At 73.9% G+C, this 16,335-nt stretch carries 18 protein-coding genes; 3 read left to right on the top strand and 15 right to left on the bottom strand.

The annotated features are described in order from the left end of the window. The first annotated feature begins 48 nt into the window (after nt 1–48). Nucleotides 49–507, top strand: a complete 459-nt coding sequence (locus tag ABD340_RS15120) for a MarR family winged helix-turn-helix transcriptional regulator (protein WP_344589566.1) — start codon at nt 49–51, stop codon at nt 505–507. Next, nucleotides 504–1,682, top strand: coding sequence for an FAD-binding protein (locus tag ABD340_RS15115; protein WP_344589565.1), 1,179 nt, complete (start codon nt 504–506; stop codon nt 1,680–1,682). Before ABD340_RS15120 ends, ABD340_RS15115 begins: the two co-directional genes overlap by 4 nt. Here ABD340_RS15115 and ABD340_RS15110 read toward each other — a convergent pair. Together ABD340_RS15110 and ABD340_RS15105 are read right to left on the bottom strand one after the other, a co-directional pair. Next, entirely contained in the window at nt 1,649–2,239 is a 591-nt protein-coding gene (locus ABD340_RS15110) for an HD domain-containing protein (protein WP_344589564.1), read from the bottom strand. The two genes, ABD340_RS15115 and ABD340_RS15110, sit on opposite strands and share 34 nt — an antisense overlap. Continuing rightward, a complete protein-coding gene (locus tag ABD340_RS15105; protein WP_344589563.1) occupies nt 2,236–2,766 on the bottom strand; it encodes a YbaK/EbsC family protein in 531 nt (176 codons plus the stop codon). Before ABD340_RS15105 ends, ABD340_RS15110 begins: the two co-directional genes overlap by 4 nt. Nucleotides 2,767–2,958: 192 nt before the next feature. Here ABD340_RS15105 and ABD340_RS15100 point away from each other — a divergent pair, with 192 nt between their 5' ends. Further along, complete coding sequence (locus tag ABD340_RS15100; protein WP_344589562.1) at nt 2,959–3,108, top strand: LPFR motif small protein; 150 nt, start codon at nt 2,959–2,961, stop codon at nt 3,106–3,108. 89 nt (nt 3,109–3,197) lie between these two features. Here the strand turns inward: ABD340_RS15100 and ABD340_RS15095 are convergent, their stop codons facing one another. The 13 genes from ABD340_RS15095 to ABD340_RS15035 form a co-directional block, all read right to left on the bottom strand. Beyond that, nucleotides 3,198–4,487, bottom strand: coding sequence for an L-lactate MFS transporter (locus ABD340_RS15095; protein WP_344589561.1), 1,290 nt, complete (start codon nt 4,485–4,487; stop codon nt 3,198–3,200). A 56-nt stretch (nt 4,488–4,543) separates the two neighbouring features. After that, nucleotides 4,544–6,763 carry an FdhF/YdeP family oxidoreductase gene (locus ABD340_RS15090; protein ID WP_344589560.1) on the bottom strand — a complete coding sequence of 740 codons (2,220 nt, stop codon included), beginning with the start codon at nt 6,761–6,763 and terminating at the stop codon, nt 4,544–4,546. Nucleotides 6,764–6,908: 145 nt separating this feature from the next. Continuing rightward, on the bottom strand, nt 6,909–7,559 hold the full coding sequence (locus tag ABD340_RS15085) for a LuxR C-terminal-related transcriptional regulator (RefSeq protein ID WP_344589559.1): 651 nt from the start codon (nt 7,557–7,559) through the stop codon (nt 6,909–6,911). Next, nucleotides 7,550–8,731 (bottom strand): sensor histidine kinase, encoded by a 1,182-nt coding sequence (locus tag ABD340_RS15080; RefSeq protein ID WP_344589627.1) that lies wholly within the window; start codon nt 8,729–8,731, stop codon nt 7,550–7,552. The genes ABD340_RS15085 and ABD340_RS15080 overlap by 10 nt, the downstream gene beginning before the upstream one ends. A gap of 46 nt (nt 8,732–8,777) precedes the next feature. Further along, nucleotides 8,778–9,722: a DedA family protein gene (locus ABD340_RS15075; RefSeq protein ID WP_344589558.1), complete on the bottom strand. Its 945-nt coding sequence runs from the start codon at nt 9,720–9,722 to the stop codon at nt 8,778–8,780. A gap of 139 nt (nt 9,723–9,861) precedes the next feature. Continuing rightward, nucleotides 9,862–10,107, bottom strand: a complete 246-nt coding sequence (locus tag ABD340_RS15070) for a hypothetical protein (RefSeq protein ID WP_344589557.1) — start codon at nt 10,105–10,107, stop codon at nt 9,862–9,864. Nucleotides 10,108–10,191: 84 nt separating this feature from the next. Beyond that, nucleotides 10,192–11,457 carry a sensor histidine kinase gene (locus ABD340_RS15065; RefSeq protein ID WP_344589556.1) on the bottom strand — a complete coding sequence of 422 codons (1,266 nt, stop codon included), beginning with the start codon at nt 11,455–11,457 and terminating at the stop codon, nt 10,192–10,194. 2 nt (nt 11,458–11,459) lie between these two features. Further along, nucleotides 11,460–12,194 (bottom strand): response regulator transcription factor, encoded by a 735-nt coding sequence (locus ABD340_RS15060; protein ID WP_344589555.1) that lies wholly within the window; start codon nt 12,192–12,194, stop codon nt 11,460–11,462. Nucleotides 12,195–12,236: 42 nt separating this feature from the next. After that, a complete protein-coding gene (locus ABD340_RS15055) occupies nt 12,237–13,130 on the bottom strand; it encodes a S1C family serine protease (RefSeq protein WP_344589554.1) in 894 nt (297 codons plus the stop codon). A 17-nt stretch (nt 13,131–13,147) separates the two neighbouring features. Beyond that, entirely contained in the window at nt 13,148–14,095 is a 948-nt protein-coding gene (locus tag ABD340_RS15050; protein ID WP_344589553.1) for a VWA domain-containing protein, read from the bottom strand. Then, nucleotides 14,092–15,048, bottom strand: a complete 957-nt coding sequence (locus ABD340_RS15045; RefSeq protein WP_344589552.1) for a DUF58 domain-containing protein — start codon at nt 15,046–15,048, stop codon at nt 14,092–14,094. Before ABD340_RS15045 ends, ABD340_RS15050 begins: the two co-directional genes overlap by 4 nt. Next, a complete protein-coding gene (locus ABD340_RS15040; RefSeq protein ID WP_344589551.1) occupies nt 15,045–16,082 on the bottom strand; it encodes an AAA family ATPase in 1,038 nt (345 codons plus the stop codon). Before ABD340_RS15040 ends, ABD340_RS15045 begins: the two co-directional genes overlap by 4 nt. Continuing rightward, the gene (locus ABD340_RS15035; protein WP_344589550.1) at nt 16,079–16,321 is read right to left on the bottom strand and encodes a hypothetical protein; all 243 of its coding nucleotides are present in this window, start codon (nt 16,319–16,321) and stop codon (nt 16,079–16,081) included. Before ABD340_RS15035 ends, ABD340_RS15040 begins: the two co-directional genes overlap by 4 nt. Nucleotides 16,322–16,335 lie beyond the last annotated feature (14 nt).

The raw sequence follows: 16,335 nt of genomic DNA, 5'->3' as shown, positions 1-16,335 counted from the left end.
CGACCGTATCAGCAGTTAGTTCAAATCCAAACCAACTACACTCGACGCATGGATGACGACGGCCCCCTCGGCCCTCGGGAGCTACGCGCCTGGCTCGCCTTCCTGGAGGCCGCCCATCTGGTCGAGCACGAGGTCCAGCGCCAGCTCAAACGCGACGGCGGGCTGTCCCACGCCGACTTCGAGGTGCTGCTCAAGCTGCGCACGGCCGACGGCCGCCGGCTGCGCATGTCCGATCTGGCCCGGCAGGCGATGATCTCCAAGAGCCGGCTCAGCTACCAGATCACCCAGCTGGAACGGGCCGGACTGGTGCGCCGCACCGCCTGCGACGGCGACCGGCGCTCGGTGTGGGCGGAGCTGACCGGCGCGGGCGCCGAGGCGCTCGCCCGGGTGCGGCCCGGCCACCGCAGGGTCGTCCGCGACAACCTCATCACCCAGCTCTCCCCCGAGGAGCTCGACACCCTCGGCGACGCCCTGGGCCGCGTCGCCGAGCGCCTCCGGGACGCGTGACCGCCCCCGGGCCCGTCGTCCCCGCCATGGGCGACTTCGGCGGGACGATGCGGCGGACACCCCGCGAGGTGGTCCGTCCCGCGTCCGCGCGCGAGGTCGCCGCCGTGCTCGCGCGCGCCGGCGGGACGATCCCGGTGGTCCCGCGCGGCTGCGGCCACTCCACCGACGGCCGCTCCCTGACCGGCGGCATCTCGCTCGACATGCGCGCCCTGGCCGCGATCCGCCCCGTGCGCGACGCTCCTGTGCACGGGGGCCGTGTGCTGGTGGAGGCCGGGGCCACCTGGCGCGAGGTCCTGGAGGCCACGCTGCCGCACGGGCTGACGCCGCCCGTCCTCACCGACCACCTCGACATGACCGTCGGCGGCACGCTCGCGGCCGGCGGGGTGGGCGGCACCTCGCACGTCCACGGCCTCCAGACCGCCGCCGTGCTCGAACTGGAGGTCGCCACGGCGGACGGCGCGCTCCTCCGCTGCTCGCCGTCGCGTGACCGGGAGCTGTTCGACGCCGTGCGGGGAGGCGCCGGACGGCACGGGATCATCACCGGGGCCGCGCTGCGGCTCGTCCCGGCGCCGCGCCGCGTCCTGTCGTGCAAGATCCCGTGCCGCGACGCCGCCGAACTGCTGCGCGTGCAGACCGGTACGCGGGCCGACCACGTCTCCGGGCAGGCCAGGCCCTCCGAGGACGGGTGGCGCTACGAGGCGAAGGCCGTCCTGTACGACGCCGACGCCCCGCCCCCGGGGCCGGCCTGCACGGAGGTCGAGGAGCTCGGCTACCTGGACTTCGCCGACCGGATGCGCCCCGACGTCGAGGAGCTGATCGCGCTCGGCGAGTGGGCGCGGCCGCATCCCTGGGCGATGGCGTTCCTCCCCGGCCGCGCGGCCGCCGCCTTCATCGAGCGCACGCTCGCCGCCATGGGCCGCGCCGAGCTGGGGCTGAGCGGGGTCGTGCTGATCAAGGCGCTGACCGGCGTCGACGGCATCGCCGACCCCGTCCTGTTCGGCCTGCTCCGAACCGCCTCACCCGGATGCGCCCCAGTGGGGGCGATGCTCGCCGCCAACCGGGACTTCCACGCCGGGGCCCGAGCGGCGGGCGGCCGCCCGTACCCGCCGGCCGGCGCCCCCGGACGGCCACCGAACACCGGTCAGCCGCTCGCCACCGAGTGCGTCGACTGGTAGGCCAGCCGCCGGTCCGCGCCCTCGGTGATCATGCCGAGCACGTCGTCCAGTGCCAGGAACGCCTGCCAGGGCGCCTCCCCGGAGGCCACCGCGAGCCGGTCGACGACCAGCTGCTCCAAGCCGCGGACGCGTTTGCCCTTCCACACCTGGTCGGCCAGGCTGACCAGCAGGTCGTCGATGCCGATGCCGTCCTCGTTCCAGGCCGCGTGGGTACGGGCGAAGCGGGCGAACCGCTCCTCCACCCCGTAGGAGAGCAGCAACTCGTAACCCGCGGGCTCGTGCTGGGCGCCCGGCCCGGACAGCTCGGCCGGGTGCAGCGCCTTCCCGATGTCGTGGGTGGCGGCGCCGAACGCGACCGCGGCCGCGTCGGCGCCCGCCGCCGGATAGCGCTCGTCGATCCAGGACACCAGGTCGCAGGCCACGTCGTGGACGGCGCGCAGGTGGGCGGCCAGGCGGGGCGGTGCCGCCACGGCCTCCAGCAGCACCGTGACCGGCTCGGGGAGCGCGCGGAAGCCCGGCTCGTCCAGGGCCCGGCGGAGCCCTGCGTCGGCCGTCACCGCGGCCCGCCGAGGGTGAGCGCCAGCACCTCGGCGCCGGGCAGGTCGGCGAGCGCCTTGCCCGGCACGAGCAGCTTGGACCGGCGGACGCCGCTGCCGATCACCACCTCGGGCACCGCGGTGACCGCCTCGTCCACCAGGACCGGCCATTCCGGCGGCAGCCCCAGCGGGGTGATGCCGCCGTACTCCATCGAGGTCAGGGACGTCGCGTCAGCCATCGGCGCGAACGACACCTTGCGCGCGCCCAGATGCCTGCGCACCACGCCGTTCACGTCGGCCCGGTCGGTGGCCAGGACCATGCAGGCGGCGTAGGAGACCTCACCGCCCCGCTTGGCCGCGACCACCACGCAGTTGGCGCTGGTCTCCAGCGGCATCCCGTACCGCTCGCAGAACGCGGCGGTGTCGGCCAGCTCCGGGTCGATCTCGGCGACCCGCGCCTCGGGCCGTGCGCCGATCGCCGCCGCCACCGGCGCGGCCAGCAGACCGGTCCGCTCCGCCGCCGGGCCCCAGATCAGGCTCTCCACCATCGGCACCTCCCCAATCCATGACACTCTGCCATCTTTGCGGCGGCCGTGCGCGCCGCCGCACAGGTCACAGACGGCCGACGGCGGTCTGCATCCCGGCGGTCAGAGTCCTTCGAAAGTGTAAAAGCCCGGCCTCGGGTAGGGGTTGTGACGAACAGGCACGGCCACCAGCGAACGAAAGAGGAGTTGAGAAGGATGCGACGCATCGCCGCCGCCCTTCAAGCCATCATCGGCACCATCATCAACATCATCACCCTGCCCTTCCGCGTGCTGTCCCACTTGATCGGCGGCGGCGCCAGGGCGGGTCGGCGTACCCCCCGCAAGAGGCACCGCACGGCCGCCTGACCGCGCGGCGGGCGCCCTTGATGCAACGTCCCGAGGCCGGACTCAAGCCGGGCCGGCCTCGGGGCGGCCACTTTCGAGACCTCCCGCCGCTACTCGGCGGGGGCCGGGCGGGGCGCCGTGCGGGCCGCCTCGCCCGGCGCGCGGGTGAGCAGCGGCAGCGCCATCGCGGCCAGCGCCAGCACCCCGATCGTGGTGAACGCGGTCGTGTAGTCGTCCCCGGTGATCAGCCAGGCGGTCAGCAGCGGCCCGACGACCCCGCCCGCGCTCCAGGCGACGATCATCAGCCCGTAGATCGCGCCGGCGTTGCGCAGCCCGAAGAAGTCGCCCGCGGTGGCCGGCATGGTGCCGAACCCGCCGCCGTAGCAGAGGTAGATGACCGCGGCGAGCAGCGCGAAGAGCGCGGCCATGGACGCGTGCGGCAGGACCAGGAAGCACAGGCCCTGCAGTCCCAGCATGGCCAGGAACGCCGTCATCCGGCCCGTATGGGTCGACAGCCAGCCCCAGAAGACCCGTCCGCCGCCGTTGAACAGGCCCATGATGCCGGTGAGCGTGGACGCGGCCGCGGCGCTGTAGCCGGCCACGTCCTCGGCGGCCGAGGCCATCACGGAGATCAGCGCGATGCCGGCGGTGACGTTGAGGCACAGGATGCCCGTCAGCAGGTACCACTGGCGGGTGCGCAGGGCCTCGGCCTGGGTGAAGTCGCGTCCGCTCTCGACGACCCGCCCGGTCGTGGCGGGCCGCCAGCCGGGCACGGTGTAGCCAGCCGGCGGATTCCGGAAGAACGAGGCCCCGGCCAGTGCCATCACCAGGTAGGCCAGCCCGAGCCACAGGAACGAGCGGGTCGGGACCTGCTCGTAGCGGTCCACCAGGGCCTGCGCGACGGGTGAGGTCAGCACCGCGCCGAACCCGAAACCGCCGACCGCGATTCCGGTGATGAGGCCGCGCTTGTCTGGGAACCACTTCTGCAGCATCGCGATCGGGACGATGTAGCCCAGCCCGAGCCCGAAGCCGGCGATCACGCCGTAGCCCAGCACCAGGAGCCACAGGTCGCCCGCGTCGGAGGCGGCCCCGGCCAGCAGGATGCCCAGCGAGTACACCACCCCGCCGGTCAGCGCGACCACCCGCGGGCCGCGGGCGTCCTGGACGCGCCCGCCGAGATAGGTGCCCAAGAAGATCATCGCGATGGTGACGGAGAACGGCAGCGCGGCCTCGGCCTTGGACAGGTCGAAGGCGTTCCCATCCTTCTGCAGCGCCTTGGAGAAGACGCTCCAGGCGTACACGGCGCCCAGCGCGAGCTGCAGCAGCACGGCGGCGCCGGCCAGCGCCCAGCGGCCGCGGGTGGGATCGGTGGAGGCGGCGGGGGGCTCGGGGGTTGTCATGGCAGGCTCCTCTCGGGACCCCCCGATGACGGATGGACGCTCGGCGGCGGCGCCGATCAGCCGCGCGCTATCACCACCTCGGCGCCCTTGTAGTCGGGGATGCCGGCCTGCGGGGAGCGGCGGGTGCGGTCCAGCAGGACCTCGCCTTCGGGCCAGTGCACCTGCAGGTTGCCGGGGGCGATGGGGGCGCGCAGCACCCGGCCGCGCATCTCCCCCGCCGGGTTGCTCAGCACGACCGGGTCGCCGTCGGCCAGGCCCTCGCGGTCGGCGTCGGCGGGGTTCATCAGGACGGCGTCGCGCAGGGCGCCGCTGAGGGAGTCCTTGCGCTCGTGGACCATGCTGTTGAACTGCTTGCCGCGCCGCGTCGCCACCGTGTACGAGCCGTCGGAGCGGTGCAGCGGGGGCGGGCTGACCGCGCTGAAGCGGGCCTTCCCGTCCGGAGTGGGGAACGTCCAGCCCGCGCACAGGTGCGGCCCGCCGTACTGGAACTGGTCGCCGAACGCGGCCAGGTGCTGGATGCCGTCGTAGGAGGGCACGGCGCGGGCGATGTCGGCGCGGATCTGCGGCGTCCCCTCGTACCGCACCTTGTCGGCGATCTCGGGACGGGCCCGCGCCGCAAGCTCGGTGAAGATCTGCCATTCCGGCCGGGCGCCCGCGATCCGCGGCCCCTCGATCTCGGGGCTGAAGATGACGCGGCGCTCGGTGGAGGTCTCGGTGACGCCGCCGGCCATCTCGTACCGCGTCTGGGCGGGCAGCAGCAGCACGGTGTCGGCGGGGTCGACGAGCATCTGGCCGGAGAGGCAGATGTCGATGTGCACGCGCAGCCCGACGCGGGACAGCGCGGCGCGGGTGTAGGCGGGGTCGGGCAGCACCTCCAGGAAGTTGCCGCCGGAGCTGACCAGGACGTCCAGGTCGCCGTCGTGCGCCGCGTCGATCATCTCGGGCGCGGTCCGCCCCTTGGCCGTGGGGACCTCGAAGCCCCACAGCTCGGAGAAGTGCGCGGCGTCGCCGAACGGGCGGCCGCCGGGCAGCCTCGTCGCGTACGCGCCCATCTCGGCGCCGCCCTGCACTCCCGAGTGGCCCCGGATCGGCATCAGCCCGCAGCCCTCGCGGCCCACGAAGCCCCTGGACAGGCCGAGGTTCACGATCGCGCGGACGTTGTCCTCGCCGAACTCGTGCTGGGTGATCCCCATGCTCCACACGAACACCGCGCGGCGCGCCTGCCCGATCATCTTGGCCAGCCGCAGCATCTCCGCCGAATTCAGCCCGCAGCCGGTCTCCAGCTCGTCCCACGACAGCTCGGCCAGCAGGTCGCGGGTCTCCTCGAATCCGGTGGTGTGGCCGGCGATGAACGACTCGTCGGCCCAGCCCCGCTCCACCAGGTGCTTGAGCACGCCGGTCAGGAACGCCACGTCGCCGCCCGTGTGGATCTGGAAGAACGCATCGGCGATCTTGGTGCCGAACACGGCGCTCTCCACGTTCGAGGGCACCCAGTACTTCTCCATGCCCGGCTCGCGGTAGGGGTTGACCACCGCGACCCGCGTGCCGGCCTTCTTGGCGTGGTACAGGTACTTCATCGCGACCGGCTGGTTGTTGGCCACGTTCGAGCCGATGAAGACGATCAGGTCGGTGCCGAACCAGTCCGTGTACGAGCAGGTCGTGGCCGCCACCCCGAGCGTCTCCTTCAGCACGACCGTGCTCGGCGAGTGGCAGATCCGGGCCGCGTTGTCGATCGAGTTGGACCCCAGCGCCCGCACCGCCTTCTGCGCGGCGAAGTAGTTCTCGTTGGGCTCGCCGCGGCTGGTCATGTACACGCCGAAGCGGGCGGGCGCCGCCTCGCGCAGCGCGTCCCCGGCCAGGTCGAGCGCCTCGTCCCAGCCGATCCGGCGGAACCCGGCCTCGCCGCGGCGGCGGACCATCGGGTGCGGGATGCGGCCGAGGTCGCGCAGCTCCGCGCTGCTCTTGCGGGACAGCCCGGCCACGTCGGCGAGCAGGGCGGGGTCGAGGGCGGGCATGGTGTTGAGCCGCAGCAGCCGCAGCCGGACGTTGCACAGGTGGACCTCGTCGATCGTCCAGTCGCGCATGCCCTTGGTGCCGAGCGCGCAGCCGTCGCAGGTGCCCTCTTTGAGGATCCGCCACGCGTACCGCAGCTGGTCGCGGTTCTCCTTGAACGCGTGCCATATCTCGGCATAGTTGTTGGGACGGTTCTCGCCGATCCCGAACGGCTTCAGGCTCGCCCAGTTCTTCGGGTCGATGAGCTTCTCACGCCTCGCCATGGTGGCCTCCGCGCTCGCCGGTACGCCCCCGCCGCCAGTCCTCACCGTGACATGAATCACTGATCGCGGCAATCCCGAATTTCCGCCCAGCGAAACGAAACTTACGGAAACGGCACTTACGGAACGGCGACCGCGGTAGCCGGTCTCAGGAGCCGAGGTAGCGGAGCACGGCCAGCACCCTGCGGCTGTAGCCGGTGACGTGCGACAGGTCCAGCTTGTCGAAGATCGCGTTGACGTGCTTCTCGACCGCGCTCTGCGAGATGTGCAGCTGCCCGGCGATCGCCGCGTTGGTACGGCCCTGCGCCATGTGCCCGAGCACGTCCCGCTCCCGGGGCGTCAGGCGGCTCAGCAGATCGGCGTGCGAGCTGCGCATCAGCAGCTGCCGGACCACCTCCGGGTCGAACGCGGCGCCGCCCGCCCCGACCCGGTCCAGCGCGTCCAGGAACTCGTCGACCTGCGCCACCCGGTCCTTCAGCAGGTAGCCCACCCCGGTGGTGTCGGCGGTGATCAGCTCGGTGGCGTAGCGCTTCTCCACGTACTGCGACAGCACCAGCACCCCGATCCCCGGGCGGCGGCGCCGGATCTCCAGCGCCGCGCGCAGCCCCTCGTCGGTGTGCGTGGGCGGCATCCGCACGTCCACGACCACCACGTCCGGCGGCGCGGCGCCGTCGAACACCGCCGCCTGCAGCGCCTCGGCGTCGCCGACCGCCGCCGCGACCTCGTGGCCCTCCTCGGCCAGCAGCCGGATCAGGCCCTCCCGCAGCAGCGTGGAGTCCTCGGCCAGGATCACCCGCACGGCAGCTCCGCCCCGATCACCGTCGGCCCGCCCGGCGGGCTGTCCACCCGGAACGTGCCGTCCAGGGCGGCGACCCGCCGGGCCAGCCCGGCCAGGCCGCCGCCGCCGGGATCGGCGCCGCCGCGGCCGTCGTCCTCGATGCGCACGCCGATCATTCTGCCCGGTTCGGCGCCGGCCCCGGTGGTCCCGGTGGTCCCGGTGGTCTCGGTGACCCGCACCGCGACCCGGGTGGCCCCCGAGTGCTTGGCCGCGTTCGTCACGGCCTCGCAGACCACGAAGTACGCGGCGGTCTCCACCGCGTGCGGGGCCCGCCCGGCCGGCTCGTACTCGATCGCCACGGGCAGCGCCGACCGCTCCGCGACCGTCTCCAGGGCCGCCCGCAGGCCCTCGCCGTCCAGCGCGGCCGGGTAGACCCGCCAGGCGACCTCCCGCAGGTCCTCCAGCGCCCGCCGCGACTCCTCGTGCGCCTGCCGCAGCAGCTCCCGGGACCGCTCCTCGTCGCCGGCGCGCCGCGCCCGGCCGATCAGCATGCCCAGCGCCACCAGGCGCTGCTGGACGCCGTCGTGCAGATCCCGCTCGATGCGGCGGCGCTCGTCGTCCACCGCGACCACGACCTCGGCCCGGGACTCCGCCAGCTGCGCGATCCGGCGCTCGTACTCGGCCAGCGGGCTCGGCCCCAGGCACCGGCGCGCCACCTTCCGCTCCAGCGCCACCACTCCCACCAGTCCCTGCACCGCGACGAAGAGCAGGATCGTGCCGACGACGGCGGTGTAGAGCACGATCCACGACTTGGGCGGGATGCCGTCCATGTACTCGCCGGTGATCCACCAGCCGACCACGAGCCCGGTCCCGGCGGCGGCCCCGTACACGATGAGGAACAGGATCGCGCCGCCGAGCAGCCCCAGCGGCACCCGAAGCACCATGTAGGCCAGCGCGCGCAGCGGACCGGACTCCGCCGCCTCGTGATGGCCGAAGAACACCGCCAGCCTCCTGCGCTCCCACCGCGCGCCCGCCAGCGCGCCCGCCGCGACCACGTCCGGGACGGCCCGGCGGCCCCGCGAGAACGCGAACGCGTAAGCCATGAACAGCGCCGCCAGCGCGAGCAGCACCAGCTCGACGCACGCGGACACCGCGCCCAGGGTCAGCCCCACAGGCGCCCTCAACAGGCGCATGACCAGGCCACGGCGCGCTCCCGGCACCGCGGCCCGCCCGGGGTCGTCAACCGATCCGATCACTTTCGTTGTTTCGCGTCCCGTACTGGCCGTAGCCCTGCTGGTGGGGCTGACCGTACCCCTGCCCGGGCTGCCCGCCATATCCCTGCGGGGGCTGCTGGCCGTATCCCTGCGGGGGCTGCTGGCCGTGTCCCTGCTGCGGCTGCTGCTGCCCGCCGTAGGCCTGCTGGTGACCGTGCTGGTGCGGATTCGCATAGTGCTGGTGGACGTCGGGCAGCGGGTCGACGCGGGTGTCCTGCGTGCCGGCGGAGTCCTGGGCACCGGCCCCGGCCTTCCGGCGCGACTTCACGACGCGCAGGGCGACGAACGCCAGCGCCGCCACCGCCGCCACCGCGAGGACGATCTTGGAGTAGACCCCGACGTACTCCTCGACCTTGTGCCACTGGTCGCCGAGCCCGTACCCGGCCATCACGAACGCGGTGTTCCAGATCGCGCTGCCCAGCGTGGTGAACAGCAGGAAGACGGGCAGCGGCATCCGCTCGACGCCCGCCGGCACCGAGATCAGGCTGCGGAAGATCGGGATCATCCGGCCGAAGAACACCGCCTTGGTGCCGTGCCGGTTGAACCAGGCCTCGGTCTTGTCCAGGTCCTCCAGCTTGACCAGCGGCAGCCGGTCCACGATCCGGCGGATCCGGTCGCGGCCGATGCCCGCGCCGATCCCGTACAGCGCCAGCGCGCCGATCACCGAGCCGAGCGTGGTGCACACCAGCGCGGCGACCAGGTTCATCTTGCCCTGAGCCGCGGTGAACCCGGCCAGCGGCAGGATCACCTCGCTGGGCAGCGGGGGGAAGATGTTCTCCAGGGCGATCGCCAGGCCGGCGCCGAGCGCGCCGAGCTTTTCCATGAGATCGGTCGCCCAGCCCGCGATGCCGCCGGCGGGTGCTTCCCCGCCGGTGGCCGCGGCGGCCGCCGTGATAGTCGTCGAGATCATGCCCATACGCTATGAACGGGCGGGACCGTTCACCATGGAGCCGACCGCCTATGTGACATGAGACACGCCACACCGCGAACCTGCGGAAAACCACACCCTCGCGGCGAAGAGCCTGTATGGGCCGGGCTTCGGCGGGCGGTCAGGTGGCGGCGGGCGCCGTGCGGTCGCGGGCGGCGAGGTAGGCGCCGCGCTCGCGCTCGTCCTCGAACTCCAGGACGGTCACGGTCAGCGGCCCCTCCCCCGGCGCGGCCGGGACGACGAGCAGGCACGGCGTCCCGGCGCGCTCGGCCAGGTAGGTGATGCGGTCCGGGGCGCGCTCGTACGACCGGGCGCCGGGGAAGCGCGCCAGGACGTGGTGGTCGTACGGGAAGGTCTGCTCGCGCATGCGGGCCCTCCGGGGGTGCGGGCGGTCCTCGAGAGGTACGGGAGGCGGGCCCTCATTTCCTCACGGAGGTGTGACGCGCCCGTGTCACCCCGATGACGCGTCGCCGAACGACGGGGCACCACGCCGCGCCATCGGGTCGCCCTCGGGCGGGACCTGCGGGGTGGCGGCGTCGCCGTCGGTCACCGGGAGCCAGAGCACGAACGTGCTGCCGACGTCGGGGGTCGAGAACAGCCGGACGTGGCCGCCGTGCGCCTCCACGATGTGCCGGACGATCGCCAGCCCCAGCCCGGTGCGCCGCTCCCGGGAGCGGCGCGCCTCCGAGCCGCGCCAGAAGCGGTCGAACACCCGGTCCTGCTCGTCCGGGCCGATGCCGGGCCCGGCGTCCTTGACCGCGACCCACTGCCAGCCGCCGGACCGGTCGGCCGCCACGATGATCGTGGAACCGGGCGGGGCCAGCCGCACCGCGTTGGACAGCAGGTTGCCGACGGCGCGGCGCAGCGCGTCGTGGTCGCCGATGAGGGTGAGGCCGCGGCGCAGGTCGCGGTCGACGGCCAGCCGGCGGGAGGCGGCCAGCGAGTCGAACTCCTCGGCCGCCTCGCGCGCCACCACCGCCAGGTCGACGTCGGTGTCGTGGAAGGCGGGCGCCGACCGGCGGGCGGTGGCCAGCAGGTCCTCCACCAGCCTGGTCATCCGGGTGGTGGCGCGGTCGACGACCTGGACGGCGCGGCGCCGGTCGGCGTCCTCGGCGTCCGGCGCGGTCAGCACGGTGTCCAGATTGGCCCGGATGATGGCCAGCGGGCTGCGCAGCTCGTGCGAGGCGTCGTCGATGAGCTGCCGCTGCGCGCCGAACGCCTCGTCGAGCCGGTCCAGCATGGAGTCGATGGTGTCGGCGAGGTAGCGCAGCTCGTCCTTGGGACCGGTCAGCCGGATCCGCCGGGACAGGTCGGTGGCCTGGATCTCCTCGGCGGCGCGGGCGATCGCGCGGACCGGTTTGAGCGCCCGTCCCGACAGCACCCAGCCGATGCCGAGGCTGGCGACGAACAGCCCGCCCAGCATCAGCAGCGAGTAGTGCTGAAGGGCCTGCTGCGTCTCGTAGTTGACCGCCCGCTCCACCTGCTGGACCTTGACGACCTCCACCTCGGCGTACTTGGTGAGGGTGCCCGGGTAGTACTTGCCGGCACGCATCGTGCTGGTGATCGGCTCGGCGTCGGTGCTGGCCGCGACCGCGGCGTAGATGCCGCCCAGCACCAGCGCGGTCAGGACGAACAGCAGGGTGGAGTACATCACCGTCAGCCGGAACCGGATCGAGTGCATGAAGCCGGGCGGACGCAGGCGCAGTCGGGGACGCATGATCAGTCGGTCATCTCTCGTGCTCGCTCGGCGGCGGGTTCGGCGCCCGGGTCGCGGAGCCGGTAGCCCTGCCGCACGACGGTCTCGATCAGCTGCTCCTCGGTCTCCACGGTCAGCTTGCGGCGCAGCGTCCCGATGGTGACCCGGACGGTGTTGGTGAACGGGTCGGCGTGCTCGTCCCAGACGTGCTCCAGCAGGTCCTCCGACGACACCACCTGCCCGGGACGGCTCATCAGGTAGCGCAGCACCGCGAACTCCTTGGGCGTCAGCTGCAGCCGCCGCCCGCCGCGGAACGCCTCGTGCCGCCCGGTGTCCAGGTTCAGCTCGCCGACCTGCCACACCGCCGACGCGGCCGGGCCGGTGTCGCGGCGCAGCAGGGCGCGGACCCGGGCCAGCAGCTCCGGGAACGCGAACGGCTTGACCAGGTAGTCGTCGGCGCCCAGGTCGAGGCCGTGCACCCGGTCGGCCAGCCGGTCCCGGGCGGTGAGCATCAGGACGCGCAGCCCGGGGTCGCTCTCCCCGTCCAGCTCCCCCTGCCGGAGGGAACGGCACAGGTCGAAGCCGTCGCCGTCCGGCAGGTTGAGGTCGAGGATCATCAGGTCGTAGGAGGCCGCGTAGAGCTTCTCCGACGCCTGCGCGACGTCGTAGGCGACGTCGACGGCGTAGTCGGCGCGGACCAGCCCGTACCGGAGCGCCTCGGCGAGGTCCTCCTCGTCCTCGACCACGAGAACCCTCATCTGCCCGAAACCTCCCTTATCGCCCTGGGGCATCCTCTCAGCTCAGCGGATGATGCGCTGGGCTCCGTCCACCGCCCGGTCCACCGGGATCGCGAACCCGATCCCGATCGACCCGCCACCGCCGCCCCGGCTCAGCGTGGCGATCGCGGTGTTGACCCCGATCACCTCGCCGCGCGCGTTCACCAGCGGGCCGCCGGAGTTGCCCGGGTTGATGGAGGCGTCGGTCTGGAGCGCGGTGCGGCGCCCGCCGTCGCCCAGCCGCACCTCCCGGTCCAGCGCGCTGACCATCCCGCCGGTCACCGTCCCGGCCAGGCCGAGCGGCGAGCCCAGCGCCATCACCGGGTCGCCGACCCGCACGTCCGCCGAGCGGCCGAAGACCAGCGGGGACGGGCTGTCGGACGGGCTGATCGACAGCACCGCCAGATCCTGGTCGGGGAGCGCGCCCAGCACCCTGGCCGTGAGCCGGCGCCGGTCCGACAGGACGACGCCGACCTCGGCCGCGCCCTCCACGACGTGCGCGTTGGTGAGGATGTGCCCGGCCCGGTCGATGACGAAGCCGGACCCGCCGCCGCGTCCCGAACCGGTCCGCACCTCGACGGACACCACGCTCGGCTGCACCCGCGCCGCGACGTCGCTGAGGTCTCCCGGGCCGTTGGCGGGGCCCGCGGTCGACTGCGCGAGCGGCGCCGCGGCCCGGTCGCCGGTCGCCCACCCGGCGGCCGCGCCCGCGGCGCCACCGACCAGCGCCGCCGTCAGCACCGCGGCGACCAGGAGACGCGCGCCCCGTCCGCCGCCGGCCGCCGCCGGGAGGACAGGTGCCGCCCACGAGGCCGGCGGCACCTGGCCCGACGACCAGCCCTGGGGCGGCGGCGCGGGCGCGAAGTCCGGCCCGCGCGGCTCCCCCAGGCCATATCTCTCATCGGTGTTCTGACTCATCGGACTCCTTCAACGCCCTAGGGAAGCCGCGAGAACCACAGCAGCGACGCCCCGGCGGTCGCGCAGGCCAGCATCAGCCCGGCCGCGATGAACCACCCCCACACCTCGCGGCGCTCGGTGCGGTACCCGACACTGCTGCCGATGTCCTCGTAGACCTGGCGCAACTCGGTGCCGGACGCCGCCTCGTAGAAGCGCCCGCCGGTCCCCTGGGCGAGCTGCTCCAGCGCGGGCCCGTCCACCGGGACCGGCACCGCGACCCCGTTCTGGTAGAAGACGCCTTCCGCCGTCCCGTAGGCGATGGTCGAAACGGGGATCCGCGCACGGCCGGCCCGCTCGGCCGCCTCCTGAGGGCTGCGGCCCGCCGTGTTGGTGCCGTCCGACAGCAGCACGACCCGTCCCGGCGGGGCGTCCTCGCCGTACTGCGCGCCGAACGCGGAGACGGCCTCCAGCGAGGCGATCACGCCCTCGCCGATCGCGGTCCGCGGGCCCAGCGTCAGCCGGTCGAGCCCGGCCCGCATGGCCGCCCGGTCGGTGGTCGGCGGGACGGTCACGGCGGCCGTCCCGGAGAAGGCGACCAGCCCCACGTTGAACCGGGCCGGCAGCCGGTCCAGGAACGCCGCGGCCGCCCGCTTGGCCGCGGTGAGCCGGTCGGGCCGGACGTCGGTGGCCTCCATCGAATGGGACACGTCCACCGCCACCATGATCGTGGCCTGCTCGCGCGGCACCCGCACATCGGCGGCCGGCCGCGCGAACCCGGTGACGAACAGCCCCATCATCAGCAGGAACGCCGCCGCGGGAACATGCCGCCGCCAGCCAGGCGTGACCGGGGCGACCTTCTCCAGGAGCGCCAGGTTGGTGAACCGGACGGCGTACCGCCCGCGCCGCACCTGCACGGCCACGTACAGGCCGACCAGGACCAGCAGCGCGATCAGCAGCAGCAACCTGCCAGGCGCGAGAAAGTTCATGACGCTCCCCCGCCCGGGCCCGGCGCCGCCGCGGTCGCGCGGCGCCGGGCCAGGACGTGCCGCACGATGTCGCGGATCCAGTCGCGGTCGGTCCGCAGCCGCAGATGGGCCGCGCCCGCCCGGCGCAGCGCGGCCGCGATCTCCGCGCGCTGCTCCGCTGCCGCCTCCGCGTACCGGCTCCGCAGCCTCGGGTTCGCGGTGGAGAGGTCGCGCCGCCGGCCCGACTCCGGATCGACGACCGACAGCAGCCCCACGTCCGGCAGGGTCAGCTCTCGCGGGTCGACGATCTCGACCGCCAGCAGCTGGTGGCGGTGCCCCAGCAGGCCGAGCCGGCGCTGCCACGACTCCACCGGTTCCAGGAAGTCGGAGACGACCACGGCCAGCCCGCGCCGCCGCGACGTGGTGCGCAGCATCAGCTCGGCGGCCGGGCCCAGTGTCGGGCGCCCCGCACCGCCCGGAGCGGACCGCGGCACGCCGAGCAGGGTGCGCAGCAGCGCCAGCAGGTGCGGCCGCCCCGACCGGGCGGGCAGGTGCCGCGGCCCGTCCCCGTGCACGATCTGGGCCCCGATCCGGTTGCCGGTCCGCTCGGTGAGGAACGCGATCGCGGCGACCGCGCACACCGCCAGGTCCCGCTTCTCCACCCGCCCGGTGCCGAAGTCCATGCTCGCGGTCGCGTCGACCAGCGCCCAGGTCTCCAGCTCCCGGTCGGCCGTCCGGTCGCGGACGTGCGGCACCGTCGTGCGGGCGGTGAGGTTCCAGTCCATGGTCCGCACGTCGTCCCCGGCCCGGTACTCGCGCCCCTCGGCCGCCTCGGTGCCCGGGCCCGGCAGCAGGCCGAGATGATCACCTTGCAGCAGCCCGTCCAGGCGCCGCGTGATGACCAGCTCCAACCGCTTGAGCGCCTGCTCCGGCGCGAGCTCCCGCAGGTCGAGAGAGGACTGCGCCAGGTTCATGCCGCCTCTCCCGCGTCCAGGGCGCCGGGGGCGTCCTCGGCCTCGGGGACGTCCTGGCTGGGGGCGATCCGCGGCGCCGGGACGGCCGACACGACCCGGGCGACGATCGTCCGGGCGTCGACGCCGTCGGCCAGCGCGTCGAACGACAGCACCAGCCGGTGCGCCATGACGTCCAGCGCCAGGTCGCGCACGTCCCCGGGCAGCACGTAGTCGCGGCCGCGCAGCAGCGCCAGCGCGCGGGCCGCGGCGACCAGCCCGAGGGTGGCCCGCGGGCCCGCCCCGTAGGAGATCAGCCGCGCGACCTCGTCCACCCCGTGGGAGATCGGGTCGCGGGTGGCCGCCACCAGGCGCACCGCGTACCGCGCGACCTCGTCGTGCACGAACACCAGCTCCGCGGCCCGCCGCAGCCGGGCCAGCGGCTCGGGGTCCAGCACCTGGGCGGGCGCGGGCGGGTCCACGCTCATCCGGTAGAGCACCGCCAGCTCCTGCGCCTCCGTCGGATACCCGACCTCGATCTTCAGCAGGAAGCGGTCGCGCTGCGCCTCCGGGAGCCGGTAGACGCCCTCGGACTCGATCGGGTTCTGCGTGGCCAGCACCAGGAACGGCGCAGGCACCGGGAAGGTGCGGCCGCCGATGCTGACCTGCCGTTCCGCCATCACCTCCAGCAGCGCCGACTGCACCTTGGCGGGCGCCCGGTTGATCTCGTCGGCCAGCACCACGTTGGCCATCACCGGGCCGAGCTCGATGTCGAACGCCTCGGCGGAGGGCCGGTAGACGCGGGTCCCGACGATGTCCGAGGGCACCAGGTCGGGGGTGAACTGCACGCGGCTGAACGTGCCGCCGGCCACGGTGGCCAGCGTCTCGGCGGCGAGGGTCTTGGCGACCCCCGGCACGCCCTCCAGCAGGCAGTGGCCCCCGGCCAGGACCGCGACCAGCATCCGCTCGATCATGTGGTCCTGGCCGACGATGATCCTCTTCATCTCGAAGAGGGCCCGCTCGGCGAGCGCGCTCTCGGCGACCCCGGACACCGTCATCGGCCGTCGGCCGCCTGCGCGGGCTCGGGCGAGGAGGTCTTCTCGGGGCAGTCCTCGCGGGGCGTGCCCGCGTTCCAGGCGGTGCCCGTCGTGCCGGCCGCCTCGTCGTGGCCGCTGACGATCCGCAGCTCGGGCTGGGCACCGGGATCGGCCAGCGCCGCGCCGCCCATGCCGAGCGCCGCCGCCCCGGCGGCCCCCGCCACCAGGATCCCGATCTTGGTACGTCCGCTGAGAGCCATGCTCGTTCCCTCCG

The organism is Actinomadura vinacea (genome assembly GCF_039532545.1).
Classification (GTDB): Bacteria; Actinomycetota; Actinomycetes; order Streptosporangiales; family Streptosporangiaceae; genus Spirillospora; species Spirillospora vinacea.
This window is presented reverse-complemented; position numbering and strand designations above follow the sequence as displayed.